Genomic DNA, 25,993 nt, shown 5'->3' on the forward strand with positions numbered 1-25,993 from the left:
GGTTCGGCGGTGGGCGGCGGCGCCACGACCGGTACGCCGAGCCGAGCCCGACACCTACGAGCACCACGGCAGCGCATGCCGGAGGGAGGCACACGCCGGGTATCGGTACGGCGTGTGCCTCCCTCCCCGGGCCGGTGGCCCCGGCCCGGGGAGGGAGGCACAGGGCTCATCGACCAGCCTCGACGGGCGTACGGAGTGTCAGCCCTCGGGGATCTCGTCGAACGGGTTCGTGCTCACGGCCGGCTCCTACGCTTCGAGGTAGCGGTTGAGGATCTCGCAGATGCCGACCGCGTGCTTCGGCTCCGTCATGCCGAAGTGCGTGGCCTCGATGTCGTACGTTCGCACGCTGCCCTCGACGTACGGCTCCCACAGATCGGCTGACGGCTCCTCGCTGAGCGTCGCGTTGAAGAACACCACGTCGCCCCGGTAGGTGGGCTGTGCGAACTCCCGGACCAGCCTGACGTGTTCGACCATGAGCCATGAACCGTTGGTGATGAGGGCCTGGCGGTCGGCGTCGTCCTGGCCGCCCGGCAGGTAGCCCTGGAGGAAATCCCGAGCCTGGGAGGCGTCGAGGAACACGTCCTGCTCGGCGAACTCGCTGCTGGGGGCGGCGTCCAGGATGGCGACCAACGGCACCTCGTGGCCCCGCCGTTGGAGTTCGGCGGCGATGGCGTGCGAGAGCGTGCCACCCATGGAGTGCCCGATGAAGCGGAAGGGGCCCTCCGCCTGGACGCCGAGGATCTGCTCCACGTAGTCCAGGACCATCGCCTCGAAGCTCTCCGGCAGCGGTGCGCCGTCGAAGCCGCGGGCCTGAATCCCGTACACCGGCCGGTCGCCCAGCTGGACCGCCATGCCCAGATACGACCAGCACAGGCCGATACCGGGGTGGATGAACCAGACCGGCGCCTTGTCGCCGCCCGTCCTCAGCGCCAGCACCACCCCGAACGGGTCGGTCCCGCCGGCGGATGCGTCGCCGCCGGCCAGGTGCGCGGCCAGCCCCGCGACGGTGGGCGACTGGAACACGACCCGCATCGGTACGTCGACCCTGAGAACCGTGCGGATCCGGCTGACCAGGCGGGTGGCGCGCAGTGAGTGGCCGCCCAGATCGAAGAAGTTGTCGTCGATGCCGACCTTGCCGACGCCGAGGACATCGGCGAACAGGCCCGCCAGGACTTCTTCCTGGGGAGTGCGCGGGGCCCGGTAGGCCGTCGAGGCGGCCAGCTCCGGCTCGGGCAGCGCCTTGTGGTCGAGCTTGCCGTTCGGTGACAGCGGGAGCCGTTCCAGGGTGACGAAGGCGGCGGGCACCATGAACTCCGGCAGCCGCTCGGACACGAAGGCGCGCAGCTCGGCGGTGGTCAACTCGCCGCTGTCCGCCGCCGGGACGGCGTAGGCGACGAGCTGTTTGCCTCCCGCCCCGGTGCGTGCGATCACCGCGGCCTGAGCGACCTTGGGGTGCGCCGCCACCGCGGCCTCGACCTCGCCCGGCTCGATCCGGAAACCACGTATCTTCACCTGCGAGTCGGCGCGGCCGGTGTACTCGAGCTCGCCGTCCTCGCTCCAGCGGGCCAGGTCGCCGGTGCGGTACATCCGCTCCCCCGCCGGGCTGAACGGGTCGGCCACGAAGCGCTCGGCGGTCAGAGCCGGGCGGTTGTGGTAGCCGCGGCCCACGCCGGCGCCCGCCATGTACAGCTCGCCGACGGCGCCGTGGGCGACCGGGGTCAGACCTGGGCCCAGGATGTACGCCCGCAGATTGCCCAGCGGCCTGCCGATCGGGATGCCGGAGGCTCCGGGACCGTCCGCGGGCACCACGTGCGAGGTGACGTAGAAGGTCTCGCTGGGCCCGTAGCCGTTGACGACGCGGGCCTCGGGCCAGGCGACACGGATCCGGTCGACCAGGGCGGTGGTCAGGGCCTCACCGGCGAACACCAGCGACTTGGGGTGCACGCGGTCGCCGAGCTGGTCGACCAGTTCGGCGAAGGCGGACGGCACCGAGCTGATGACGTCCACGTCCCACGCGTCGCGTTCGGCCAGGGCGAGGACGTCCCGGACGAGTTCGACGCTGCCACCGGTGGTCAGCGTGACGAACAGCTCGAATGCCGCGATGTCGAAGCCGATCGAGGTGCTCGCCAGCATTCGCCAGCCGTTCGGCACGCCGATGTCCTCCGCCAGTCCCACCAGGGCGTTGGCGAGATTGCGGTGAGTGATGCCCACGCCCTTGGGCAGGCCCGTCGAGCCCGACGTGTACACCTGGTAGACGAGGTGGTCCGGGCGCAGCGGCCGGGTCCGGTCGCCGTCGTCCAGGTCGGTGCCGAGGTGTCCCGACACGTCCGTCCGGTCCAGGTGCAGCAGCACCGTGTCCCGCTCGGGAAGCACGCCGGCCGCGGTGGTGTCGGTGACGATCAGGCGCGGCTCGGCGGTGGAGAGGATGTGCGCCAGGCGGGTGCTCGGGTAGCCCGGGTCGATGGGTACGTAGGCGGCCCCGGTCTTGACGACGGCGAGCAGGGCCACGACCAGTTCGGGCGTGCGCGGCAGGACCACGGCGACCGTGTCGTCGGGGCCGACACCCCGCCCGGTGAGGTGGCGGGCGAGCCGGTTGGCCCGCTCGTTCAGCTCCCCGTAGGTCAGCGACCGGTCCTCGCAGACCACCGCGGTCGCCCCGGGCCGCTGGGCGGACTGCTCCTCGACCAGTTGTGCGATGGTCCGCTCGGGCACCTCGCACGCCGTGTCGTTGAACTGACGCAGGATCAGGTCGCGTTCGGCCGCGTCGAGGAATTCCAGACCGGTGAGCGGGGTGTGCGGATCGGCCGCCAGCTGCTCCAGCAGGCGCACGAGCCGGGCACCGATCCGCTCGACCGCGCCGGCGGTGAACATGCTGTCCCGGTACTGAAGGCCGAGCCGCAGGTGCGGATCGGCGGTGCCGGCCAGCATCAGCGGGTAGTGGGTGCCGCTGAGCATACGGACACCGGTGACGGCGACGCCGGCCGAGGTGTGCGCCCCGGTGAGTCCTTCGCGGTCGATCGGAAAGGACTCGAGCAGCACCATCGAGTCGTACAGGGTGCCCAGGCCGACCGCCTCGTGGATCTCGCTGAGGCTGTGGTGATGGTGGTCCATGAGCACGGTCTGACGGTCCTGGAGCCGGGTGAGCACCTGCGCCAGCGTCTCGTGCGCGGAGTACCGCACCCGCACCGGCAGGCTGCTGATGAACAGGCCGACCATTTCGTCGGCCCCCGTCAGCTGCGGCGGGCGGCCGGTGACGGTGGTGCCGAACACCACGTCCTGACGTCCGGTCAGATGACCGAGGAGCACACCCCAGACGCCCTGGATGAGGGTGTTGAGGGTGATGCCCAGCTCGCGTGCCCGGCGGGACAGGGCACGCGTGGTCTCCGCGCCGAGCGGGAGCTCGAACTGACCGAGGCCGCCGCCCTGCTCCGTGGCGGCGGCGCGCGCCAGCATGGTCGGCTCGGTCACACCTTCCAACTCCTTGGCCCAGGCCTGGACCGACGCCTCGTGGTCCTGCCGCGCGAGCCAGGCCAGGAAGTCGCGGTAGGAACGCACGCGCGGCAGCGCCGAGGCGTCGCCTCCGGCCTCGTACAGGAGGATCAGGTCCCGCATGAGGTGCGACAGCGACCAGCCGTCGTACAGGGCGTGGTTGACGGTGAGGACCAGCTCCGAGCGCTCCGCGTCCATCTGGACCAGGGTCATGCGCAGCATCGGCGGGACGGCCGGGTCGAAGTGCTCGGCGTGGTCGGCGGCGAGGAGCCGCTCCAGCTCCTCGTCCCGCAGGCTGTCGCTCAGGTCGCGCAGGTCCACGACCCTCCAGGGCAGTTCGACGTGATCGAGGATGAGCTGCACCTGCTCACCGGACGCGCCGGTCACGAAGGCGGCGCCCAAGTTGGGGTACCGGCCGAGGAGCGCCTGGCCCGCGGTCCGCATCCGTTCCGGGGCCACGGCCCCGGACAGATGGAGGACGAGCTGGATCCGATAGGCGTCGAACGACGACTCAGCCATCACGCTGTGGAACAGGATGCCGGACTGCGCCGGGGTCAGCGGCCACACGTCCGCGAGCCCCAGGTAGTTCTCCTCCCATGCCTCCAGGTCGCGCCGGCTCACCCGGACCAGCGGCACGTCCGACGGCGTGAGACCGCCCGCGCCGGGCCCGGCCGCGTGCCGGGCCAGACCTTCGAGGGCCGTGCGCCACAGGTCCGCGAACTCCCGCGCCTCGTCCCGGGTGAGCAGACCGGCCGGGAAGCCGATCTCGGCGCTCAGCCGCGGGCCCTGCTCGCCGTCGAGGACATAGCAGTTGACCTCCACGGTGGCGAGGGCGGGCATGTCCGCGTCCAGGTCGGCGGCCAGACCCTCCGCGTCCGCCGCCATGGTCCAGCCGGTTCCGCTCGGACTGGGCGGCTTGGTGTCCGCCGCGAACCGGCCCAGGTAGTTGAAGGAGAACTGCCCGGTGCCGTGCGCCTTGAGGACGTCGGCCGTCCCGGGGTTGAGGTAGCGCAGGAGGCCGTAGCCGATGCCCTTGTCCGGGATGGCGTTGAGCTGCTCCTTGACCGCCTTGACGGCCCCGCCCGCCGACCCGCCGCCGGCGAACGCCTGCTCCAGGTCGAAGCCCCCCACATCCAGGCGGACCGGGAACATGCTGGTGAACCAGCCGACCGTACGCGACAGGTCCGCACCCGGCGCCGCGGCCTCCTCACGGCCGTGGCCCTCCAGGCGCAGCAGCAGCGAGGACTCGTCCACGCCGCGCTGCTTGCGCCATTTGGCCACCGCGAGGGCAAGGCCGGTCAGCAGCCCGTCGTTGACACCGCCGTGGAACACGGCGGGCAGCGTCGTCAGGAGCGTCTCGGTGGCCGCCACCGGCAGCTCCAGCTTCATCGTCTCCACGGTGGAGCGCAGGTCGACGGCCGGGTCGAAGGACCGCGCGCCGACGACCGGATCCGGGCCCTCGACCACCGAGCGCCACAGCTCCAGCTCCGCGACCCGCTCCGGCCGTGCCGCCTCGTCGACCAGGGCGTGCGCCCACTGACGTATCGAGGTGGCGACCGGGGCGATTTCGGGCGTACGGCCCTCACGGACCTGCTCCCACGCCTGGGCGAGGTCGGGCAGCAGGATGCGCCAGGAGACACCGTCGACCACCAGGTGGTGCAGGACGACGATCAGGCGCCCGGCGGTCTCCGGGCCCGCGTCGAACCAGACGAAGCGGGCCATGCTCCCGGCCTTGGGGTCCAACTGGCCTGCGGCCACGTCGAGTTCGGCGGTGGCCCGCTCCCGCCAGCCGTCCTGGTCCCAGGCGCCGTCGGAGGCGACGCGGTGGATGAGCGCCGTCGCGTCGACCGTGCCGGGCGCGGAGATCTCAAGCCCCGGCTCCGCACCCGGCACCAGGCGCGAGCGCAGGACGTCGTGGTGGTCGAGGACCGCGGACAGCGTCGCGGCCAGGCTCTGCCGGTCGATACCCGTCGGCAGGTCGAGCACCATCGACATCGCGAACCGGTCGTAGCCGCCGCCGAGTTCGGTGATGTACCGGGCGATCGGCAGCAGCGGCATGGCGCCCACGCCGCCGCCCTCCAGCTCCTCCAGGACCGGGGTGGCGCGGTCGCTGGTGTGGAGGGACACGGCGAGCTCGGCCACGGTGCGGTGCTGGAAGATCTGCCGTGGGGTGACCTCGACGCCGTGCGCCTTGGCGCGGGAGACCACCTGGATGGAGCGGATGCTGTCACCGCCGACGGCGAAGAAGTCGTCGTCGATACCGACCTGTTCGACGCCGAGGACCTCGGCGAAGACCGCGGCGATGACCTGCTCCTGGGCGGTGCGCGGGGCACGGTACTCCCCCTCGGTGACCTCCGGCTCGGGCAGCGCGGCCCTGTCCAGCTTGCCGTTCTCGGTGAGCGGCAGCTCGTCCAGGAGGACGAACACCGACGGCACCATGAACTCCGGCAGCCGGCCGGTGGCGAACCTGCGCAGTTCGTCCAGGGACACACCGGTGGTCAGGTCGAAGTCGTCGCCGGCGTCCGCGTGCCGGTTGCCGGTGGGCACCACATAGCCGACGAGCTGGGTGCTGCCGCGCAGTTCGCGGGTCAGCACGACGGCATGGGCCACCCCGTGGTGCTCGGCCAGGGCCGCCTCGATCTCGCCGGGCTCGATCCGGAAGCCGCGGATCTTGACCTGGTCGTCGCCGCGGCCGAGGTATTCGAGCTGCCCGTCGCCGCCGCGGCGCACCACGTCACCGGTGCGGTACATGCGCGAGCCCGCCGGGCCGTACGGGTCGGCCACGAAGGCGCCCGCGGTCTGGCCGGGGCGGTGCACATAGCCGCGGGCCAGGCTCGGGCCCGCCACGTACAGCTCGCCGGGCGAGCCCGGCGGGACCGGGGCCATCCGCTCGTCGAGCACATACACGCGGCTGTCGGTGACGGCCGTGCCGATCGGGGCGCGCTCGGGGGTGAGGGGGGTGCTGATGGCGCCCAACACCGTGGTCTCGGTGGGACCGTAGGCGTTGACGACCCGGCGCCCGGGCGCCCACCGGGCGACCAGGCCGGGCGAGCACGCCTCACCGCCCACCGTCAGCACCCGCAGCCGGGTGAGAGTGCGGGCGGCGTCGGCGGGCATGGTGGTGGCGACGCTGGGCGGCACCATGACGTGCGTGACGCCACGGGTGGCCAGGGTGTGCGCGAGGTCCTCACCGGCCAGGCGCTGCTGGTCGGGGACGATCAGAGCCGCGCCCGTGGTCAGGCTCATCACCAGCTCCCAGAAGGCCGCGTCGAAGCTCGGCGACGCCTGCTGGAGGACACGGGAGTTCGCGTCGAGGGCGAGGTGCTCGGCGGTCGTGGCGCTCAGGGCGGCCAGTCCGGTGTGGGTGACGCTCACGCCCTTGGGGCGTCCGGACGAGCCCGAGGTGTAGATGACGTACGCCGGGTGTTCCGGGACGAGAGCGGTGACCGGGTCGGTGTCCGGCAGTTCTCGCCAGGCCCGCCGGATGTCCTCGGCGTCGATGGCGACGAGTTCGGCGGGCAGGTCGGCGGGCAGCTCCTCGGCGGCGGACCGGGTGGTGAAGACCACCGCGGGGCGCGAGTCGCCGACCATGTAGCTGATGCGGTCGGCCGGGTAGTCCAGGGCGATCGGCAGATACGCCGCACCCGCCTTGAGGATGCCGAGCGCCACGGCCACCTGGTGCGCGCTGCGGGGCAGGGACACCCCGACCGGCTGCTCGGGCCCGATGCCGCGGGCGATCAGCCAGTGCGCGACGCGGTTCGCCCGCGCGTTCAGCTCCTCGTACGTCCAGGTGTCGTCGGCCGACTCCACGGCCGGCGCAAGCGGCGCCCGCTCCATGGCGGCCCGGAACAGCTCGGGGAACGTGGCCGCCGGCAAGCGCTGTTCGGCCTGCCGCTGCTCGGCGAGCAGCAGCTCGCGCCGCTCCTCCGCGGTGAGCAGGTCGGCGTGGCTGACGCGGTGCGAGGGCGTGGTGACCGCGGCGATCAGCAACTGCTCCCAGCGGGCGATCAGGGTCTCGATCGTGGCGGCGTCGTACAGCTCGGTGGAGTACTCCACCGCGAGCTGGATGCCCGCGGGCGTGGTGCGGTCGGTGAACGTCTCGTTCAGGCTCAGCAACACGTCGTAGCGGGCCGTCCCGGTGCCCACGCCCTCCCCGCGCACCAGCAGGCCGGGCAGCTCGAACTCCGCCTCCTTGTTGTTCTGTAGCACCAGGGCGATCTGGAAGAGCGGATGGACGGACGCCGAGCGCTCGGGGTTGAGCTTCTCCACCAGCGACTCGAAGGGGATGTCCTGGTGGCTGTAGGCGGCCAGGCTCGACTTGCGCACCTGGGCGACCAGTTCGGCGAACGTCGGGTCCCCCGAGGTGTCGGTGCGCATCACCCAGGTGTTGACGAACAGGCCGATGAGATCCTTCAGGCCGTCGTCGGTACGGCCCGCGATACCACTGCCGATCGCGATGTCCGTGCCCGCGCCGAGGCGCGTCAGCAGCGCGGCCATGGTCGCCTGGAGCACCATGAACGGCGTGGCGCCCGAGGCCCGGGCCAGCTCGCTCACCCCCTCGTGCACCTCCGCTCCCAGGGTGAAGTGCAGCAGGTCGCCCTTGTACTGGAGCACCGCGGGACGCGGGCGGTCGCCGGGGATGGTCACCTGCTCGGGCAGCCCGGCCAACTGCTTGGCCCAGTAGGCGTACTGCTTCCCGTACAGGCTGTCCGGGTCACTGTCGTCACCCAGCAGCTCGCGCTGCCACAGCGTGTAGTCCGCGTACTGCACCGGCAGCGGTGCCCACTCGGGCACCGCGCCCCGGGCGTGGGCCGTGTAGGCGGTGGCCAGGTCCTGCGCCAGCGGCGCGGCGGACCAGCCGTCGGCGGCGATGTGGTGGATCACCATGGCCAGCACGTACTCGGTCGGTCCGGTGGTGAACAGCCATGCCTTCAGGGGTACTTCACGCGCCAGGTCGAAAGTGTGACGGGCCGCCGCGCCGACGGCCTCCCGCACTCCTTCCTCGCCCTGAACCGGCCGTACGGTCAGGCTGATGTGGGCCTGCGCCGGCTCAAGGATGTCCTGGTACGGCTTGCCGCCGATCTCCGGGTAGACGGTGCGCAGCGACTCGTGGCGGGTGATGACGTCGTTGAGCGACTCCTCCAGCGCCGCCACGTCCAGCTCGCCGCTCAGCCGCAGGACGAACGGCATGTTGTACGTCGCCGACGGGCCCTCGAACTTGTGCAGGAACCAGAGCCGCTGCTGGGCGAACGACAGCGGAATCCGCCCTGGCCGCTCGGCGACCCGCGCCAGGGGCGTCCGGACACCGGCACTCCCGTCCAGGTGCGGGGCGAACCCGGCCACGGTCGGGTGGGCGAACAGGGTGCGCAGTTCGGCCTCCGCACCCAGCTCGGAACGGATCCGGCTGATGAGCTTGGTGGCCAGCAGCGAATGCCCGCCCAGCGCGAAGAAGTCGTCATCGACACCGACCCGCTTCAGGTCCAGGACCTCGGCGAACAGCTCGCACAGCAGCTCTTCCCGCGGGGTGCGCGGCGCCCGCCCGGCGGCAGCCGCGGCGAGATCCGGTGCCGGCAGCGACGCGCGGTCCAGCTTGCCGTTGGCGGCCAGCGGCACCGTGGCTATCGCCACGACGGCGGCGGGCACCAGGTGCGCGGGCAGTCGCTCCTGGAGGTAGCCGCGCAGCGAGCCGACCAGGGCGCCGATCCGCCTGGCCGCGGCCGGGGCGTTGGCGAGCGTCCGGTCGGCGCGGCCGGAGGGCAGGAAGGTGCCGGAGAACTGCCGTGCCGCCGACGGGCCGTCGGTGAGGACGATCGCGTCGAAGCGCTCGGCCGATGTCGCCGACCAGGTCATCAGCACGCTCCAGCCGCGTTCGGCCGCCCATTCGTGGAGATGTTGCGGGTCCACGGCCGCACCCGTGGCGGCGGGGGCTTGGAGCACCTGGGTCTCCACGGCCAGGTGCAGCTCGCTGGTGAGACGGGCGTTGGGGATGTCCCTGACCCGGACCGGTCCGCCCTGCCCGGCGCACAGTTCCGCGAGGCCGGCCAGGGTGTCGGTGTCCCGGCCCCAGGCCAGCACCGGCACGTCGGCCAGGTCCACCGTGTCGGCGGGCTGCCTGTGCAGGACGACCTCGTAGCGGTGGCGGGTCAGCTCGTTGTGCGCACTCCCCAGCTTGAGGCGGATGTCCGCCCCGGCCGCGCCGTGCCGTTCGGCCCACCGGGTGAACCACTCGGGGTCCACGACCAGTTCCGGCTCCGTGAGCGCCGCGCGGGCGATCGCCGCGCGCGCCGCCGACGGGGCGGCATCGGGGTGCTGGGCGAGTTGGACCCCCGTGCTGAACAGGGGCAGGGTGGCGGCGTTGCGTACGTCGCCGACGACGATCCGCCCGCCCGGCGCCAGGAGTTCGAAGGCCAGGGCGAGGACCTGGTCGAGGTACTGGGCGTGCGGGAAGTACTGGATCACCGAGTTGAGGACCACCACGTCGAAGTGGCCGGCCGGCAGCCCGGTCACGTCCTCGGCCGGCTGGTGCAGCAGGGTGACCTTGTCGGCGTATCCGGCCTGCTCGACCTCGTGGGTGAGGCGCGCGATCGAGGCCGACGACAGGTCGGTGGCGTAGAACTCCTCCACGTGCGGCAGCACATGGGCCATCAACAGACCCGAGCCGACGCCGAGTTCGAGGACACGGCGCGGCTGCCGGCGGAGGATCTGCTCGACCGCCATGTCACGCCAGTGCCGCATCTCGGCCGGCTCGATGGGCAGACCGTCGTAGCTGGAGTTCCAGCCGAAGAAGTACTCGCCCCACTCGGTCTTCTCGCCCGAGTAGACCTGGTCGTAGATCTCCTCCCACTCGTCGACCTGCTGCTCGGCCTGCGCCGAGTCCTCGATGCCGTCCAGATCCGGCACCACGTAGGCGACCAGCTGCTTCTCCCCCGCACCCGCCTTGCTCCGGGCGACGACCACGGACTGGGCGACGCCCGGGTGTGTGACCAGGGCCCGCTCGATCTCGGCGGGCTCGACCCGCACACCGAGGATCTTGACCTGGTCGTCGCCGCGGCCGGCGTACTCGAGCTGCCTGTCGGCGTTCCAGCGGGCCAGGTCGCCGGTGCGGTACATCCGTGCACCGGGCGGGCCGTAGGGGTCGGCCACGAACCGCTCGGCGGTCAGTCCGGCACGGCCCAGATAGCCGCGGGCGATGTTCCCCGCGACGTACAACTCGCCCACCACGCCCGGCGGTACGGGCGCCAGGCCCGGGCCGAGGACGTAGGTGCGCATGTTCCCGAGCGGCGTGCCGATGGGAGTGTTCTCCGCGGCCCGCCACTCCTGGCCCGCCCGGACGGCGAACGTGGTGGCGTAGAAGGACTCGGTCTGCCCGTAGGCGTTGACGATCCGCACGTCGGGCAACGCCTCGCGTATGCGGTGCACGAGCGTGGCGGGCAGCGCCTCACCGGCGAAGACGACCGTCTCCAGACCGGAGATGGTGGCCATGCGGTCACCGAGCTCGGCGAAGACGGACGGCACCGTGCTGATCACACTCGCGGACACCGCCTCGCGCTCGGCGAGCACCAGTGCGTCCCGGACCACCTCGACGGTGCCGCCGTTGGCCAGCGTCGTGACGATCTCGAAGACCGAGACGTCGAAGTTGACCGACGAACCGGCGAACATCCGCGTGTCCGCGCTCACGCCCACCCGCTCGGCGAGCCGCGTCACACCGTTAACCACGTTCGCGTGGCTGATCACGACACCCTTGGGGGTGCCGGTGGAGCCCGAGGTGTACATCACGTACGCCGCGTGCTCCGGCAGCACGGCCGCCGTCGCCACGCCCTCACCGGTCTCGAGGTCCACGTCGCCGAGGAACAGTGTCGGGACGTCCGTCTCGGGGAGCACACCGACGGTGCCGGCGTCCGTGAGTACCAGCTGCGGGCGCGCGCTGTCCAGGATGTGGCCCAGGCGTCTGCTGGGGTACTTCGGGTCGATCGGCAGATACGTGCCGCCCGCCTTCAGGATGCCGAGCATGGCGGTGACCAGGTCGGCCGTGCGAGGCAGCGCGAGGGCGACCACGGTCTCCGGGCCCACCCCGCGCCCGGCCAGCTCACGGGCGAGCCGATTCGCGCGCGCGTCCAACTCGTCGTAGGTATGGGTGATGTCGCCGCAGATCACCGCTGCCGCGGCCGGCGTCGCGGCCGCCTGCCGCTCGAACAGGCCGTGGACGGTCAGCTCGGGGGTGGCCGCCGTGGTGTCGTTGACCTCGACGAGGACGCGCTCGCGCTCGTCGCGCCCCAGCAGGTCCACCCCGCGGACCCGGACCTGGGGGTCCTCGGCCAGTTGGGCGAGGACGCGCCCGAAGCGCACGGCGATGTCGGCCGCCTGCTCCCGGCCGAGGAGGTGGTGCTGGTGCTGGAGGCTGACCTTCAGGTGCGGCTCGGCGAAGGCCATCACCACCAGCGGGTAGTGGGTGCTGCTGAGCGGGCTGATCCCGGTCACCGAGATCCCGGCGGCCGAGTACGCCTCGCTCAGGGCGGCACTGTCGACCGGGTACGACTCGAAGACCACCATCGTGTCGAACAGCGTGCGCAGCCCGGTGGAGCGGTGCATCTCCAGGAGTCCGTGATGGTGGTGGTCGAGGAGCGCGCTCTGCCGCTCCTGTAGTCCGCCGAGGACGGCGGCGACCGACTGGCCCGGCGGGCAGTTGACCCGTACCGGCAGAGTGTTGATGAACATGCCGACCATCTCGTCCACGCCCGTGACCTGCGGCGGACGCCCGGAGACCGTGGCACCGAACACCACGTCCCGACGTCCCGTCAGACCCGCGAGGAAGATGGCCCAGGCGCCCTGCACCAGGGTGTTGAGGGTCAGGCCCAACTCGCTCGCCCGGCGGGCGAGTGCACGGGCCCGGTCCGAACCGAGCGGCACGTCCACCTGCCCGACCCCGGTCGACTCGCCCTCCGGTGCGGAGCCGGCGGGCACCAGGAGCGTGGGCTCGTCGATGCCCTCCAGCTCCTCGGCCCAGGCGCGGGCGGTCTCCTCTCGGTCCTGGCGTGAGAGCCAGACCAGGAAGTCGCGGTAGTTGCGCGCCCTGCCCAGTGCGGTGGCGTCCCCGGCCGAGCCGTAGAGACGCAGCAGGTCCTGCATGAGCAGGGGGATCGACCAGCCGTCGAACAGGACGTGGTGGGCGGTGAAGACCAGTTCCCACGTGCCGGCGGCCAGCTTGATCAGCGACAGGCGCAACAGAGGCGCCTCAGCCAGGTCGAAGTGGGCGCTGTGCTCCTCGGCCAGGCACTGCTTGAGCCGCTCCTCCCGCTCACCCTCGGCGAGGGTGCTCAGGTCCTGCTCGCGCCACGGGAGGTCGATGTCGCTCTGGACGATCTGGACTCGGTCACCGGCGCTGTCGTTGACGAAGGCGGCCCGCAGATTGGGGTAGCGGTCGAGCAGCGCCTGCCCGGCCGCCCGCATCCGCTGCGGCTCGACCTCACCGGCGAGGTGGAAGACGAACTGCATCTGGTACGCGTCGAAGGTGCCACCGGCCAGCTCGGCGTGGAAGAGCAGCCCTTCCTGCATCGCGGTCAGCGGCCAGACCTCGGCCAGGCCGGCATAACTCTTCCGCCATCGGTCCAGCTCGCCCTGGCTCACCTTCACCAGCGGCACGTCCGAGGGCGTGAGCCCGCCCGCCTCCGGCCCCGCGGCATGCCGCGCGAGGCCTTCCAGGGCGGTGCGCCACAGCGCGGCCAGCTCCTCCACCTCGGCCTGAGTGAAAAGGCCGGAGGGGAAGTCGAGACGAGTGGCCAGGCGCGGGCCCTGCTCGCTGTCGGACACGTACGCGCTGACGTTCAGCGCGGCCAGTGCGGGCATGTTCCCGTCCGGGTCCGCGAGGAGTTCGGTGGTGCCCTCGACCTGGGTGAAGCCCAGACCGCGCAGTGACTCGGGCAGGGCGGCCGAAGTCCCGTACCTGCCAAGGTAGTTGAAGGACACCTGACCGGTCGCGTGCGGTTTGAGGTGCTCACCGGCCGGCGGATTCAGGTAGCGCAGCAGGCCGTAGCCGATGCCCTTGTCCGGCACGGCGAGCAGCTGCTCCTTGACCGCCTTGACCGCGGCTCCGGCGGCCCTGCCGCCGTTCAGGGCGTCGTCGATGTCCACCCCCGCCACATCCAGGCGGACGGGGAACATGCTGGTGAACCAGCCGACCGTACGCGACAGGTCCGCACCCGGCGCCGCGGCCTCCTCACGTCCGTGGCCCTCCAGACGCAGCAGCAGCGAGGACTCGTCCACGCCGCGCTGCTTGCGCCACTTGGTCACCGCCAGGGCGAGCGCGGCCAGCAGGCTGTCGTTGACGCCGCAGCGGTAGGCGCCGGGCAACGTGGTCAGCAGCGCCTCGGTGGCCGCCACCGGCAGGTCCATGTGCACGTACGAGACCGTGGAGATGGTGTCGACGGCCGGGTCGAGCGGGCGGCTGCCGAGCACCGTGTCCGGACCGGTGACGATCGAGCGCCACAGCGCCAGCTCACCGACACGCTCGGCGGACCGCGCTTCCTGGACCAACGCGTGCGACCAGCGTCGGGCCGACGTACCCACCGGGGCGAGCTCCGGGGTGCGTCCGTCGCGGATCTGCTTCCACGCCTCGGCGAGGTCGGGCAGCAGGATGCGCCAGGACACGCCGTCGACGGCGAAGTGGTGCAGGACCATGATCAGACGCCCGGCGCTCTCGGCACCGGCGTCGAACCACACGAACTGCGCCATGACCCCGGCCTCGGCGTCCAGGCGGTCGGTGGCGGCGTCCAGTTCGGAGGCGGCCTGTCCGCGCCAGCCGTCGGCCCAGCGGCCGTCGTTGTCCACGCGGTGGATCAGGGGCGCGATGTCGACCGTACCGGGACCGGCCACCTCAAGACCGGTCTCCTGGCCGGTGACCAGGCGCGAGCGCAGCATGTCGTGCCGGTCGAAGACGGCCGAAAGGGTCGCGACCAGACCGGCCTCGTCGATACCGACGGGCAGCTCCACCGTCATCGACATGGTGAACCGGTTCAGACCGGTGCCCAGGTCCATCAGATAGTGGCTCACCGGCAGCAGCGGTACGAAGCCCACGCCGCCGCCCTCCAGCTCGTCGAGGACCGGCCTGGCCCGACCGCCGTCGACCGCCGTCCCGGCCAGCTCGGCCACCGTGCGCGACTCGAAGATCTGCCGCGGCGTGACGTCCACGTCCCGCGCCCGGGCTCGCGAGACCACCTGGATCGAGCGGATGCTGTCCCCGCCGATGGCGAAGAAGTCATCGTCGACACCGACCCGGTCGAGGCCCAGGACCTCGGCGTACACCCCGGCGAGGACCTCCTCCACCGGGTTGCGCGGCGCCCGGTAGGTGGTGCCGGTGAACTCGGGCTCCGGCAGCGCCTTGCGATCCAGCTTGCCGTTGGGGGCCAGCGGGAGCCGGTCCAGCATCACGAACACCGACGGCACCATGAACTCCGGCAGCCTGCCGGAGACGAAGGTGCGCAGTTCTCGCGAGGAGACGGTGGCCGTCAGGTCGACCTCCAGGTCGCCCAGGCTCTCCACCGTGCCGAGCCCCGACTCCCCCGCGCCCCGCGGGAGCACGTAGCCGACCAGTCGGGTGCTGCCGCGGCCCTCGTGCATGACCACCACGGCCTGTGCCACGCCCGGGTGGGCGGTGAGCGCCGTCTCCACCTCACCCGGCTCGATGCGGAAGCCGCGCACCTTGACCTGCGCGTCGTCACGGCCCACGTACGTGAGCTTGCCGTCGGCCGTCCAGCGGGCCAGGTCGCCGGTGCGGTACATCCGCGAGCCGGCGGGGCCGTAGGGGTCGGCGACGAAGCGCTCGGCGGTCAGAGGGGCGTGGCCGAGGTAGCCGCGCGCCACGTTGCCCGCGACATACAGCTCACCCACGACACCCAGGGCCACCGGCTTGAGGCCGGCGCCGAGGACATAGGTGCGCATGTTGCCCAGCGGGGCACCGATCGGCGCGCCGACCGTGCCGGTCCAGGTCTCGTCGGCGGTGAAGGTGGTGGCGTAGAACGACTCGGTCTGACCGTAGGCGTTGACGACGCGCACGCCCGGAATGGCCTCCCGCACCTGCTTCACCAGCGACGCGGGCAGCGCCTCACCGGCGAACACGACCGCGTCGGCCCGGATCTTCTCGCCCACCTGGTCGAGGAGCTGGGCGAAGACGGACGGCACGGTGCTGATGACCCCGCCGGTCCAGCCGCCGCGCTCACCGATCACCAGCACGTCGCGGACCACCTCGAGGGTGCCGCCGACGGCCAGGGTGGTGATGGTCTCGAAGACGGAGACGTCGAAGTTGACCGACGTGCCCGCGAGGACCCGCGTGCCCGCCTCGATCCCGACGGAGTCGGCGAGGCGCAGCACGCCGTTGACCACGTCGCGGTGCGTGATCGTCACGCCCTTCGGCGTGCCGGTGGAGCCCGAGGTGTACATCACGTACGCGGCGTTCGCGGGCCGGACCACGGCCGGCGGCGCATCCGGGCCCGCCGCGCCGAAGTCGACATCCTCGATGAACAGGGTCGGCACGTCCGACGCCGGGAGCACGCCGACCGTGTCGGCGTTGGTCAGCACCAGCTGCGGACGCGCGTCGGACAGGATGTAGTCCAGGCGCGTGCTGGGGTACTTGGGGTCGATCGGCAGGTAGGCGGCGCCCGTCTTGAGGATACCCAGCATGCCCACGATCAGGTCCGCCGAGCGCGGCAGGGCCAGGCCGACGACCGTCTCCGGGCCCACCGCGCGACCCGACAGCTCACGGGCAAGGCGCTCGGCCCGCGCGTCGAGTTCCGCGTACGACAGTTCTTCGTCGCCGTGGACCAGGGCCGTCGCGTCCGGCGTGGCCGCCACTTGGCGTTCGAGCAGGCCCGGGATGCCCAGCTCGGGCGTCGCGGCCGCGGTGTCGTTGAAGGTCCGCAGGACCAGCTCGCGCTCGTCCGCCTCCAGCACGTCCAGCAGCGCGACCTCGCGGGACGGCTCGGTGACCAGCTCCTCGATGAGGCGCACGAAGCGGGCCATGACGGCCTCCGCCGTGGACCGGTCGAACAGGTCGGTCGCGTACTCCAGGAATATCAACAGGCCCGGGTCGTCGGGGTCGTTGAAGAAGTTGAACTCCATGTCGAACTTGGCCGTCGGCGTCGGCAGCGGGCCGAAGTGCGCCTTGACGCCGGGCAGGTCGAACTCGATCCAGCCGCGGGTCGCCCAGGTGAACATCACCTGGAACAGCGGGTGGTAGGCGGTGGAGCGCTCCGGGTTGAGGATCTCCACCAGGCGCTCGAACGGCGCGTCCTGGTTGTCGTACGCGGCCAGGGCCTTGTGCCGCACCCGATCGAGGAGCTGCTCGAAGGACGGGGTGCCGGAAAGGTCGGCGCGGAGCACCCAGGTGTTGACGAAGAAGCCCACCAGGTCGGCGAGTTCGTCGTCCGTGCGGCCCGCGATGGTCGAGCCGATGGCGATGTCCTCGCCCGCACCGAGCTGCTGGAGCAGGACCGCGAGCGCGGCCTGGAGGACCATCGGCGTGGTCACGTCGGCGCGCTTGGCCAACTTCTCCACCTTGCCGAGCAGTTCCTCGTCGAGCGTCAGGCCGACGCCGTCACCGTTGTGGCTGGACACCGGGGGGCGGGGACGGTCGGTCGACAGGCCCATCGGCTGCGGTACGCCGGACAGCTCGTCGCGCCAGTAGCCGAGCTGGGTGGACAGGACGCTTTCGGGGTCGCTCTCGTCGCCGAGGAGTTCACGCTGCCACAGCGTGTAGTCGACGTACTGAACCGGCAGTTCGGGCCAGTCCGGCTCGCCGCCCCGGACGCGGGCGGTGTAGGCGGCGGCCAGATCGCGCGCGAGGGGGGCCAAGGACTCGCCGTCGCTGGCGATGTGGTGGATCAGGAGCAGGAGCTGGTGGTCCTGGGCACCGGTGCGGAAGAGGGTGGCGCGGACAGGGATCTCCTCGGACAGCGTGATCGCGTAGTTGGCGGCCTCCGACACCGCCTCGTCCAGCTCCCGCGGGTCCACCTCGACCAGCGGGATGACCAGCCGGACCCGCTCGGCGGGGAGCACCTGCTGTGCCGGGACGCCCTCGGCGTTCTCCACGATCAGGGTGCGCAGGCTCTCGTGACGGGTCACCACGTCACGGACCGCCGCCGTGAGTGCCTCCGCGTTCAGCTCACCTGTGAGCCGGACGAGGAAGGGCACGTTGTACGTCGCGGACGGCCCCTCGAACTTGTCGATGAACCATAGACGTCGCTGCGCGAAGGACAACGGGATCATTACTTGGCACTCCTGTTCGTCTTGCGCAGAGGGGCCGGCTTGCCGCCGATGCGGTTCTTTGCCGTGCGCGCCGGTTCAGCGATTCCGTTGGTGCCGAATACCGCTCGGATCGGCGCGCCGTCTCCGAGCGTCCTGCTGATCCTGCTGATTCAAAGGCCACTGGGACGGAACTGTCCTGTCCCCAGGACACCGGGGAATCATCGCACCCGCGGGCGGCCCCTTCCATAGAAGAGGTCACTTTCGACGCACAGCACGGAAAGTGGAATACGGGAATCCCGCGAATTTTCCGTTCAGTGGTCCGCGACTCCCCTCCGGCCGGTGAATGCGATTGCGCTTCCCGAAAGGAAGTCCATGGTGAGCGCGCTGAATTGGAGTGGTCCATGAGCAGCGACCCGTTCGACGACGCGGACGGCCGGTTCCACGTCCTGGTGAACGAGGAGGAGCAGCACTCCCTGCGGCCCTCGCCTGCGCGAGGCGACGGCGGCGCACTGGGCAACGTTCGCCGCCCTGGCGCGGCACCGTCGGGTTGTTCCGAAGTGGCGCCGCCCCCCGAGGGGCGGGTCCGGCGGTGTCCGGTGCGTGCGGGACTTCGGAACAACTCGCCCGGCATCCGATTGTCCGAGGGTCCCGCACCCATTTCACACATGCCGCTGACCGTCTCGAACATCGCGGCCGGTCACCCGGGAGAAGCGTACTGAGAATTACGCCAAAGAACGCGGCAACGCCAACCCGAAAGGACCGGGAGCCACCTTTTCAAGAGGGCCCGGCACACCACGCACCCGTGACAGCTGTCCTGGCGACAGGACAGCGCCCCCCGACTCCGAATTGCCCCGGACACTCAACACATTGATGGCGTCGGCGAATCGGAACCGTACCGCGAGCCAGACGAATCATGCATGGTAGACCTGATCGACGCCAATCCACTGGCCCTTGCGACAACGAGCGGCGACTCCACCGCGGACCCGTTTGCGACCCATCCGCCCGTCATCCCCGATCCGCAGATGACGGGGTTCATGGTCCGACGACCTGTCGGGTGCCACGCTGCTCGGGCATATGCACCGGGCTGATCCGCACGGGAGGACGCCGGAGACGGGAACCGTCCTGCTGCGACCTCCACCGGTCCGCACGGCACCCGGTCCCACCCGGTCAGGCGTTGCCCCCGTCTACTCCCCGGCATCCTCGAGAAGCCGCTCCGCCGCACTGTCCAGAGCGGCGAGCACCCAGACATCGAAATCGATACCGGACCGCTCCGCCGCCTTGTGCCACCACTCAAGACGACTGCCCGGCACAGCGAGCCGCCGGGTCGCCACCGCCTGCCCAACCTCCGCCTGCCCGACCTCCGCCACCCCGTCCTCACGCGCGAGCCGGACCGCCCCACGCAACTGCTTCGTCGTCCAGCCCAACTCCTCGGCCCGGTCCAGCCACCCCTCCTGCTCATCCACCCGTAAAGAAGCCAGCTCGGCATGATGCTGAAAACTCAGCCCCGCACGCCGCCGGCCCAACTCGAACCGACGCGACACCCACGCATAATTCCGCAGCGTCTGATACCGCAACCCCGCAGCGCGAACCCCCCGCTCATACCGGTCCGCATAATGGTCCTTCCCGTAAACCAGCCAGTCCCCCAGCCACCACGAAGACGAATCCACAATCCCCGACAACTGACGGCCCGCCCGCTCCCAGTCCTCGAAAGCCAACCCCACCGGCATCCGCAGACCCACCCCCGTCGTCAGAACCTGACCACGACACGGATCCCCACCCGACACCCCCCCCGGACGAACCACCGACTCCGAACCCCTACGGAACACAGCCTTCCCCCCTCAAGCTCAGCGATCTGATCCGCCATCACGCCTCGCGGGCCCCCCGGCCCTACGGCAGCGTCTTCTGGTAGTACCTGTCCTGGCCGGAGTCGTAGACCAGCTTGCCCGCGGCGTCGTACCCCTTGATATGCGGGGCCGCGGTGACCTGCTGGTTCAGGTTCCCGGAGGCCACGAACCAGCCGTGGTCCAGGGCGGCCTGACTGGTGGCGTCGCCGTACGAGACGGTCACTCGGGCCACCGACGGCTCGACCCTGCCGATGACGCCCCAGCGGAACGGGAGTTTCCAGTCGCCACGGTCGAGGAACGACTGCTGGTAGAGCCGGCCTCCGTTCATATCGGCCCTCACGGGACGGGCGTCCGGCGGATCGTCGGAGCCCGTGCTGATGTTGTTGCCCTGGGCCCCGCCGTCCCTGATGTTGCAGATCAGCCGGACCTGCTCCGGCCGCTCCTTCACCGCAACGACGTACATGCCGTCACCGGGCGCGTTGGAGTCACCGGTGCTGTTCATCGCCAGGATGATCCGGAAGCCGTCTGCCGCACCCGGTTCCGTGTCGAACGCACTGTTCTCGCCGCCTGTGTGGGACGTGTCGAAGGCGAGGCACTCCTCCAGCCCGCCGGCGGCCTCCTCAAAGGTGATCCCGTCGAGCAGCTGGCCCTCCGTGGCGGGCCGCGCGGGCCCCGACCGCGACGCGGACGGCGTCGGTGTCTGCCGCAGGACGCCGACCGACGGTGTCGGCGCCGCCGTGTCCCCGCCCGTACCCCCACCGGTCAGCGCGTACGCCGCCACGGGTACCGCCGCCAGCGTCACCAGGGCCGCGCCGGCCGCCGCCATCCAGCGCCGCCGTTCGACCGAGCTCCGGTGACGGATCGCCGGATACGGCGCCGGCGAGGGCCGGATCGTGTACGCGTCCTCGGCGAGCAGGCCGCGCAGCTGCTCCTCGAAGTCCCCGTCGATTCCCGGGTCTTGCCGCTCGTACTCCTCGTTCATCTGCCGCCTCCCTGCCTGGACGAGGCCCGGCCGCGGTCATGTCCGTCCATGACCTGCGCGAGCCCCTGATGTGTACGCAACTTCGCCAGTCCCTTGGATGCCTGGCTCTTGATCGTGCCGGGGGAGCAGCCGAGCACCTCGGCGACCTCGGCCTCGGACAGGTCCTCCCAGTAGCGCATGACGACCACCGCCCTTTGTCCGGGCGGCAGTTGGGCCAGCGCCGCGAGCAAGGCGCTGCGCTCGTCCGCCCGGGAGACGGCCTCGTCCCGCCCCGCCACCTCCGGCGGCGCCGCGGTCAGCGCCTCCGCCACCCGCCGCTTGCGGAACCGGTCGCTGTTGCAACTGACCAGCATCCGGCGGACGTACGCCTCCGGACTGTCGCTGCGCGAGACGCGCCGCCATGAGCGGTACGCCTTGGTCAGCGCCGTCTGCGTCAGGTCCTCGGCATGGTGCACGTCGCCGGTGAGCAGATACGCGGTCCGCACGAGATGGGACCAACGCGTTCTGACGAATTCTTGGAACTGCACCTCTAGTTCTGCCTGCATCAAGCACCCCCCTCGCCCCCCAGACCACCGTTTTCACGGATTCGGTTGCCTGTCCGGGATCCGGCGCCGGGTTCGAACGCGGGCGCGCCAGAGACGGTCCTGCGGACCGGGCCGCGTCTCATGTGCGCCGAAGGGGCTCCGGGGCAGCCTGGATGGGCCGGCGACGGGACGGGCGGGACGCCGGAGTGCCGCGGCTGCCGTCCGGGCGCCGCGGGGCCGGGGCCCGCCGGCCGCCACCCCGACCCGGGGTGCGACCCGTCCGGGTACCGGCCGCGGCGGGCCGGTCCTACCTACCTGGTCTTCGGCCGACCGTCCCCCTCGACGTCTCCGACGGGCGTGATCGCCCGTCCCTGCCACGCCTGCTCCAGCGCCTGGGTGAAGACCTCGGCGGGCTGGCCGCCGGAGACGCCGTAGCGGCGGTCGAGGACGAAGAAGGGCACGCCGGTCGCGCCCAGTTCGGCCGCCTCCCGCTCATCCGCCCGTACCTCGTCGGCGAACGCGTCCGGGTCCCCGAGGAGCACCCGTGTCTCGGCCTCGTCCAGGCCCGCCTCCACGGCGAGGTCGACGAGCGTCTCCGTGTCGTAGACCGAGCGCTCCTCGGCGAAGTTGACCCGGTAGACGGCGCTCAGCAGCGCGTCCTGCCGGCCGCGCAGCTTGGCGAGATGGAGCAGCCGGTGGATGTCGAAGGTGTTGCCGTGGTCCCGGTCGCCGACGAGATAGCCGAGCCCCTCGGAGCGCGCGTGCGAGGCGACCTGCTCCTCCATGGCGACCGCTTCCTGCCGGGAGCGGCCGAACTTGGCGGCGAGCATGTCGACCACGGGAGCGACCTCGTCCTTGGCGTGCCCGGGGTCGAGCTCGAAGGAGCGGTGCACCACCTCGACATCGGCCCGGTGCTCGAAGGATTCGAGCCCCTTCTCGAACCGGGCCTTGCCGATGTAGCACCAGGGGCAGGCGATGTCGCTCCAGATCTCCACGCGCATGTGTCTGCTTCTCTCCAGGACAGGTCTGTGCGGAGCCTCCCTCCGCTCTTACCGCAACCCGTCCGGCAGGCGCCCCATTCCCGGCCCTCTCCCTCTCCTCACCGCGCCCCGGCCGAGACCCGGCGCACCACGCTGAGCAGGTACTCCTTGCGGTTGAGCGGGTCGTGGTCGGTGCGGGAGCGGGTCGGCGGCGGTCCCGTGACCGGCTGGTGGTGGTCGAAGACGGCCTCCAGGACGCCCTCGCCGCTCGTGAGCGTCGGAAGCAGTTGCTCCAGCGCGTGCACCTGGGCCGCCGGGATCTCTCCCTCCACCACGTACGACGTCCCGTCCGTGGACGGCGTGTGCGGCACGGCCCGCCGCCGGGCCAGGGCGGGCAGGACCGCTCCGTAGGTGTCGGCCGGCACGTCCAGGCGGAAGTGGTGCATCGGCTCGCAGACGGTCGTGCCCGCGTCCTTCAACGCGGCCATCAGCACCAGCGGGGTCAGCAGCCGGAAGTCGCCGCCCGTGCTCGACATGCTCTTGTCGAACGTGCCGTGGGCGTGGCTCTGCCGGGGCGCGTAGCCGCAGCGGGTCAGTACGACCACGCAGTCGGGGACCGCCCATCCGTACAGCCCCTCGTTCAGGGTGAGACGCACGGTGTCCTCGATGGCTTTCATGAACGCGTAGGGCATGGAGCCGAGTTCGACCTCCAGCCGGAATTCCACACCGCTGCCGGGCGGGGCCGGTTCCACCCGCAGTCCGACGGTCGCGAGGAAGGGATTGGGTTCCTTTCCCATGACCTCCACCGCCTTTCCCGTTCCCGCGAGCCTTTCGACGCAGATCGTCGTCGTCTCGCGGAACGTGACGTCGACGCCGTACTCGTCGGCGAGGGTCGCCTGGATGACCTCCTTCTGCACCTCGCCGTAGAGGGAGACCGAGATCTCCTGCCGGATCTCGTCCTGCCGCAGATCGATCAGCGGGTCCTGCTCGGCCAGTTGGGTGAGCGCGGCGTGCAGGGCGCCCTTGTCCGTCCCTTCGCCGGGGACGACGACCGTCTCCAGCGTCGGCGGGGAGAAGTGGCGCCGGGCCGCGGTGGCCCCGGACGGGTCGCCGAGCACATCGCCGATCCGGATGTCGTGCAGTCCCCAGAGCCGGCCGATACGGCCCGCGCCGACGGAGGCGCGGCGCACCGACGTACCGTCCTCGAAGACGGTGATCGCGGTGATCCTGCCCTCGCCGTCGCCGACCGGCAGCCGGTCGCGCACCTTCAGCGCGCCGGAGAACATCCGCACGTACGCGATCTTCTCGCCGGCCGCGCCGCGCTCGACCTTGAAGACCGAGCCCGAGACCGGTCCTTGCTCGTCGCCCGACGTGGTGGGCAGCAGTTCCCTGATGGCGCGGGTGAGCGTGTCCACACCCGCGCCGGAGACGGCCGAGCCGAAGTACACCGGATGGATCAGCGCCCGGCCGGTGCGTGCGGCCAGTTCGCGGCGGAGCGTGTCGTACGAGAGACGGGCCGGGTCCTCGACGTACGCCGCCAGGAAGGCGTCGTCCTGCTCCGCCAGCCGCTCGGCCAGCTCGCCGGCCGGGGAGAAGACCGGGTCCGCCGCCCCGTACGGGGTGAAACCGGCCCCGCGCGTGCCGAGCCGGCGTACCGATCCCATCGGGACGATCGCGGGCGTCAGCTTGGCGGCCAGATCGCGCAGGAGTCCGTCGTGGCGGGCGCCTACCCGGTCGATCTTGTTCACGAAGACGAGGGTGGGGATGCGCAGCCTGCGCAGCGTCCGCATCAGGACGCGGGTCTGCGCCTGGACCCCCTCGACGGCCGAGACGACCAGGACGGCGCCGTCGAGAACGCTCAGCACCCTCTCCACCTCGGCGATGAAATCAGGGTGTCCCGGGGTGTCGATGAGATTGACGGTGACGTCGTCGATGGCGAACGAGACGACGGCGGACTTGATGGTGATGCCGCGTTGGCGTTCGAGCGCCAGGGAATCGGTCTGGGTGTTTCCGTCGTCTACACGGCCGATCTCGTCGATGACTCCGGCGGCGTGCAGCAGCCGCTCGGTCAGGCTGGTCTTACCGGCGTCGACATGGGCCAGAATTCCCAGGTTGAGCGTACTCACTAAGCGTCATGTCCTTTGAATGGGCGAGGATTTCCTTCCGCTGGATGGACACGGACGCTCGGCGCATGACGACTCCTTGGGTGTTCGACGGGCCGGCCGGGAGGCCGACGTCGGGGAGTACAGCAAACCCCCGGCCGCCCGGCAAACGATTTACCGGGCGGTCGGGGGTCGCGTGTCGCGGGTCTACGGGGCGGTCGCCGGCTCCGCGCGGCCGTCCACCCGGCGCGGGAGACCCGCCGGATTGTCGTCGCGCAGCTCCGGCGGGAGCAGCGCGGCGGGCGTGGACTGGTAGGTCACGGGCCGCAGCCAGCGCTCGATCGCGGTGGCGCCGACGGAGGTCGACGTGGAGGTGGAGGCCGGGTAGGGGCCGCCGTGCTGCTGCGCGGGGGCGACGGCGACGCCGGTGGGCCAGCCGTTGACGAGGACGCGGCCCGCGAGGGGCGTCAGATCGGCGAGCAGCCGCGCGGCGCCGGATTCGGCGTCCTCGGCCTCGCCGTCGGCGAGGTGCAGCGTGGCGGTGAGGTTGCCGGGGAGGCGGCCGAGGACGGCGCCGATCTCGGCGTCGGAGCCGTAGCGTGCGACGACCGTGACCGGGCCGAAGCACTCCTCCAGGAGCAGATCGTGCGGCCCCTCGGCGGCGAGGTGCCGGGCCGGTACGGTCAGATAGCCCGCGCTGACGGTGTGGTCGCCGCCGGCGCCCGGGGTGATGGGGGCGGCCACGTCGGGCAGCTCGGCGCGCTCGCGCACGCCCGCGACGAACGCGTCGCGCATCCGGTGGTCGAGCATCACGCCGGGCTCGGTCTCGCTGACGGCCGTGGTCAGCGACTTGAGCAGCGTGTCGCCGGCGTCGCCCTCCGGGACGAGCACGAAGCCGGGCTTGGTGCAGAACTGGCCCTCGCCGAGGGTCATCGAGCCGGCCAGACCGGCGCCGAGCTGCTCGGGGCGCTCGGCCGCGGCGGCGCCGGTGATCACGACGGGGTTGAGCGAGCCGAGTTCGCCGTGGAAGGGGATCGGGGTGGGCCGGGCCGCCGCCGCGTCGAAGAGGGCGCGCCCGCCGCGTACGGAACCGGTGAAGCCGGCCCCGGCGACCAGCGGGTGCTTCACCAGCTCCACACCGGCCTCGAAGCCGTGCACCAGGACCACCACGTCCTCGGGCAGTCCGACCTGTGCGGCGGCCCTGCGCAGGGTGGCGGCGCAGATCTCGGAGGTGGCGGGGTGGTCGGGGTGCGCCTTGACGACGACGGGGCAGCCCGCCGCGAGGGCGCTCGCCGTGTCGCCGCCCGGGACGGAGAAGGCGAACGGGAAGTTGCTGGCCGAGTAGACGGCGACGACGCCGAGCGGCACCTTCCAGCGCCGCAGGTCGGGCCAGGGCGGCGTGCGGTCGGCGTCGGCGTGGTCGATGCGTATGTCGAGGAACGCGCCCTCGTCGACGACCTCCGCGAAGGCCCTCAACTGGGCGGTCGTACGCGCGAGTTCGCCGGTCAGCCGGACCGGTCCCAGCGCCGTCTCGGCGTCCGCCGCCTCGATGAGGAACGCCCTCGACTCGTCGAGGAGATCGGCGGCCGTGCGCAGAAGCGCCGCACGCGCGGTACGGTCGGCGAGCGCGGGCCGGGCGGCGTGGGCGCGGCGTACTTCGCGGTCGACCTCCTCGGCCGTGGCCTCGACCGCGACCTGCTCACGCGGCTTCCCGGTTCGGGGGTCGACACTCCAGACTGGTACTGCTGCCACCGCGGCTTCCTTCCAATTCCTGTGTCGTCCGCTGTCATCACCGAGGGGCTGTTCGGTATTCTGAACAGAGTTCCTGATGATGAAT

The 25,993-nt window shown here is 71.4% G+C and carries 8 protein-coding genes; 1 reads left to right on the plus strand and 7 read right to left on the minus strand.

Annotation, left to right across the window (positions count from 1 at the left end; all coding sequences use genetic code 11):
- Positions 1-246: 246 nt before the first annotated feature.
- Positions 247-17,745, minus strand: coding sequence for an amino acid adenylation domain-containing protein (locus ACFWU9_RS16970; protein ID WP_384318987.1), 17,499 nt, complete (start codon positions 17,743-17,745; stop codon positions 247-249).
- Between the two features lie 380 nt (positions 17,746-18,125).
- On the opposite strand from ACFWU9_RS16970, the gene ACFWU9_RS16975 reads away from it, so the two are divergent.
- Entirely contained in the window at positions 18,126-18,443 is a 318-nt protein-coding gene (locus ACFWU9_RS16975; protein ID WP_384318989.1) for an MbtH family NRPS accessory protein, read from the plus strand.
- Between the two features lie 465 nt (positions 18,444-18,908).
- Here the strand turns inward: ACFWU9_RS16975 and ACFWU9_RS16980 are convergent, their stop codons facing one another.
- From ACFWU9_RS16980 to ACFWU9_RS17005, 6 genes are all read right to left on the minus strand, one after another.
- The gene (locus ACFWU9_RS16980; protein WP_384318992.1) at positions 18,909-19,439 is read right to left on the minus strand and encodes an LmbU family transcriptional regulator; all 531 of its coding nucleotides are present in this window, start codon (positions 19,437-19,439) and stop codon (positions 18,909-18,911) included.
- Between the two features lie 172 nt (positions 19,440-19,611).
- Positions 19,612-20,550, minus strand: coding sequence for a hypothetical protein (locus ACFWU9_RS16985; protein WP_384318994.1), 939 nt, complete (start codon positions 20,548-20,550; stop codon positions 19,612-19,614).
- Positions 20,547-21,095 (minus strand): SigE family RNA polymerase sigma factor, encoded by a 549-nt coding sequence (locus ACFWU9_RS16990; RefSeq protein ID WP_384318996.1) that lies wholly within the window; start codon positions 21,093-21,095, stop codon positions 20,547-20,549. Before ACFWU9_RS16990 ends, ACFWU9_RS16985 begins: the two co-directional genes overlap by 4 nt.
- A 290-nt stretch (positions 21,096-21,385) precedes the next feature.
- The gene (locus ACFWU9_RS16995; protein ID WP_384318998.1) at positions 21,386-22,075 is read right to left on the minus strand and encodes a DsbA family oxidoreductase; all 690 of its coding nucleotides are present in this window, start codon (positions 22,073-22,075) and stop codon (positions 21,386-21,388) included.
- A 98-nt stretch (positions 22,076-22,173) separates the two neighbouring features.
- The gene (locus ACFWU9_RS17000) at positions 22,174-24,180 is read right to left on the minus strand and encodes a GTP-binding protein (RefSeq protein ID WP_384319000.1); all 2,007 of its coding nucleotides are present in this window, start codon (positions 24,178-24,180) and stop codon (positions 22,174-22,176) included.
- 183 nt (positions 24,181-24,363) lie between these two features.
- A complete protein-coding gene (locus ACFWU9_RS17005; protein ID WP_384319002.1) occupies positions 24,364-25,908 on the minus strand; it encodes an aldehyde dehydrogenase (NADP(+)) in 1,545 nt (514 codons plus the stop codon).
- Positions 25,909-25,993 lie beyond the last annotated feature (85 nt).

The sequence above is a fragment of the Streptomyces sp. NPDC058653 genome (genome assembly GCF_042716895.1).
Lineage (GTDB): Bacteria > Actinomycetota > Actinomycetes > Streptomycetales > Streptomycetaceae > Streptomyces.

What these genes read in the sequence shown, in the direction of transcription:
- ACFWU9_RS16970 (WP_384318987.1), bottom strand. Translation starts at nt 17,745, where the DNA reads ATGATCCCGTTGTCCTTCGCGCAGCGACGTCTATGGTTCATCGACAAG.
- ACFWU9_RS16995 (WP_384318998.1), bottom strand. Translation starts at nt 22,075, where the DNA reads ATGCGCGTGGAGATCTGGAGCGACATCGCCTGCCCCTGGTGCTACATC.
- ACFWU9_RS16985 (WP_384318994.1), bottom strand. Translation starts at nt 20,550, where the DNA reads ATGAACGAGGAGTACGAGCGGCAAGACCCGGGAATCGACGGGGACTTC.
- ACFWU9_RS16990 (WP_384318996.1), bottom strand. Translation starts at nt 21,095, where the DNA reads ATGCAGGCAGAACTAGAGGTGCAGTTCCAAGAATTCGTCAGAACGCGT.
- ACFWU9_RS16975 (WP_384318989.1), top strand. Translation starts at nt 18,126, where the DNA reads ATGAGCAGCGACCCGTTCGACGACGCGGACGGCCGGTTCCACGTCCTG.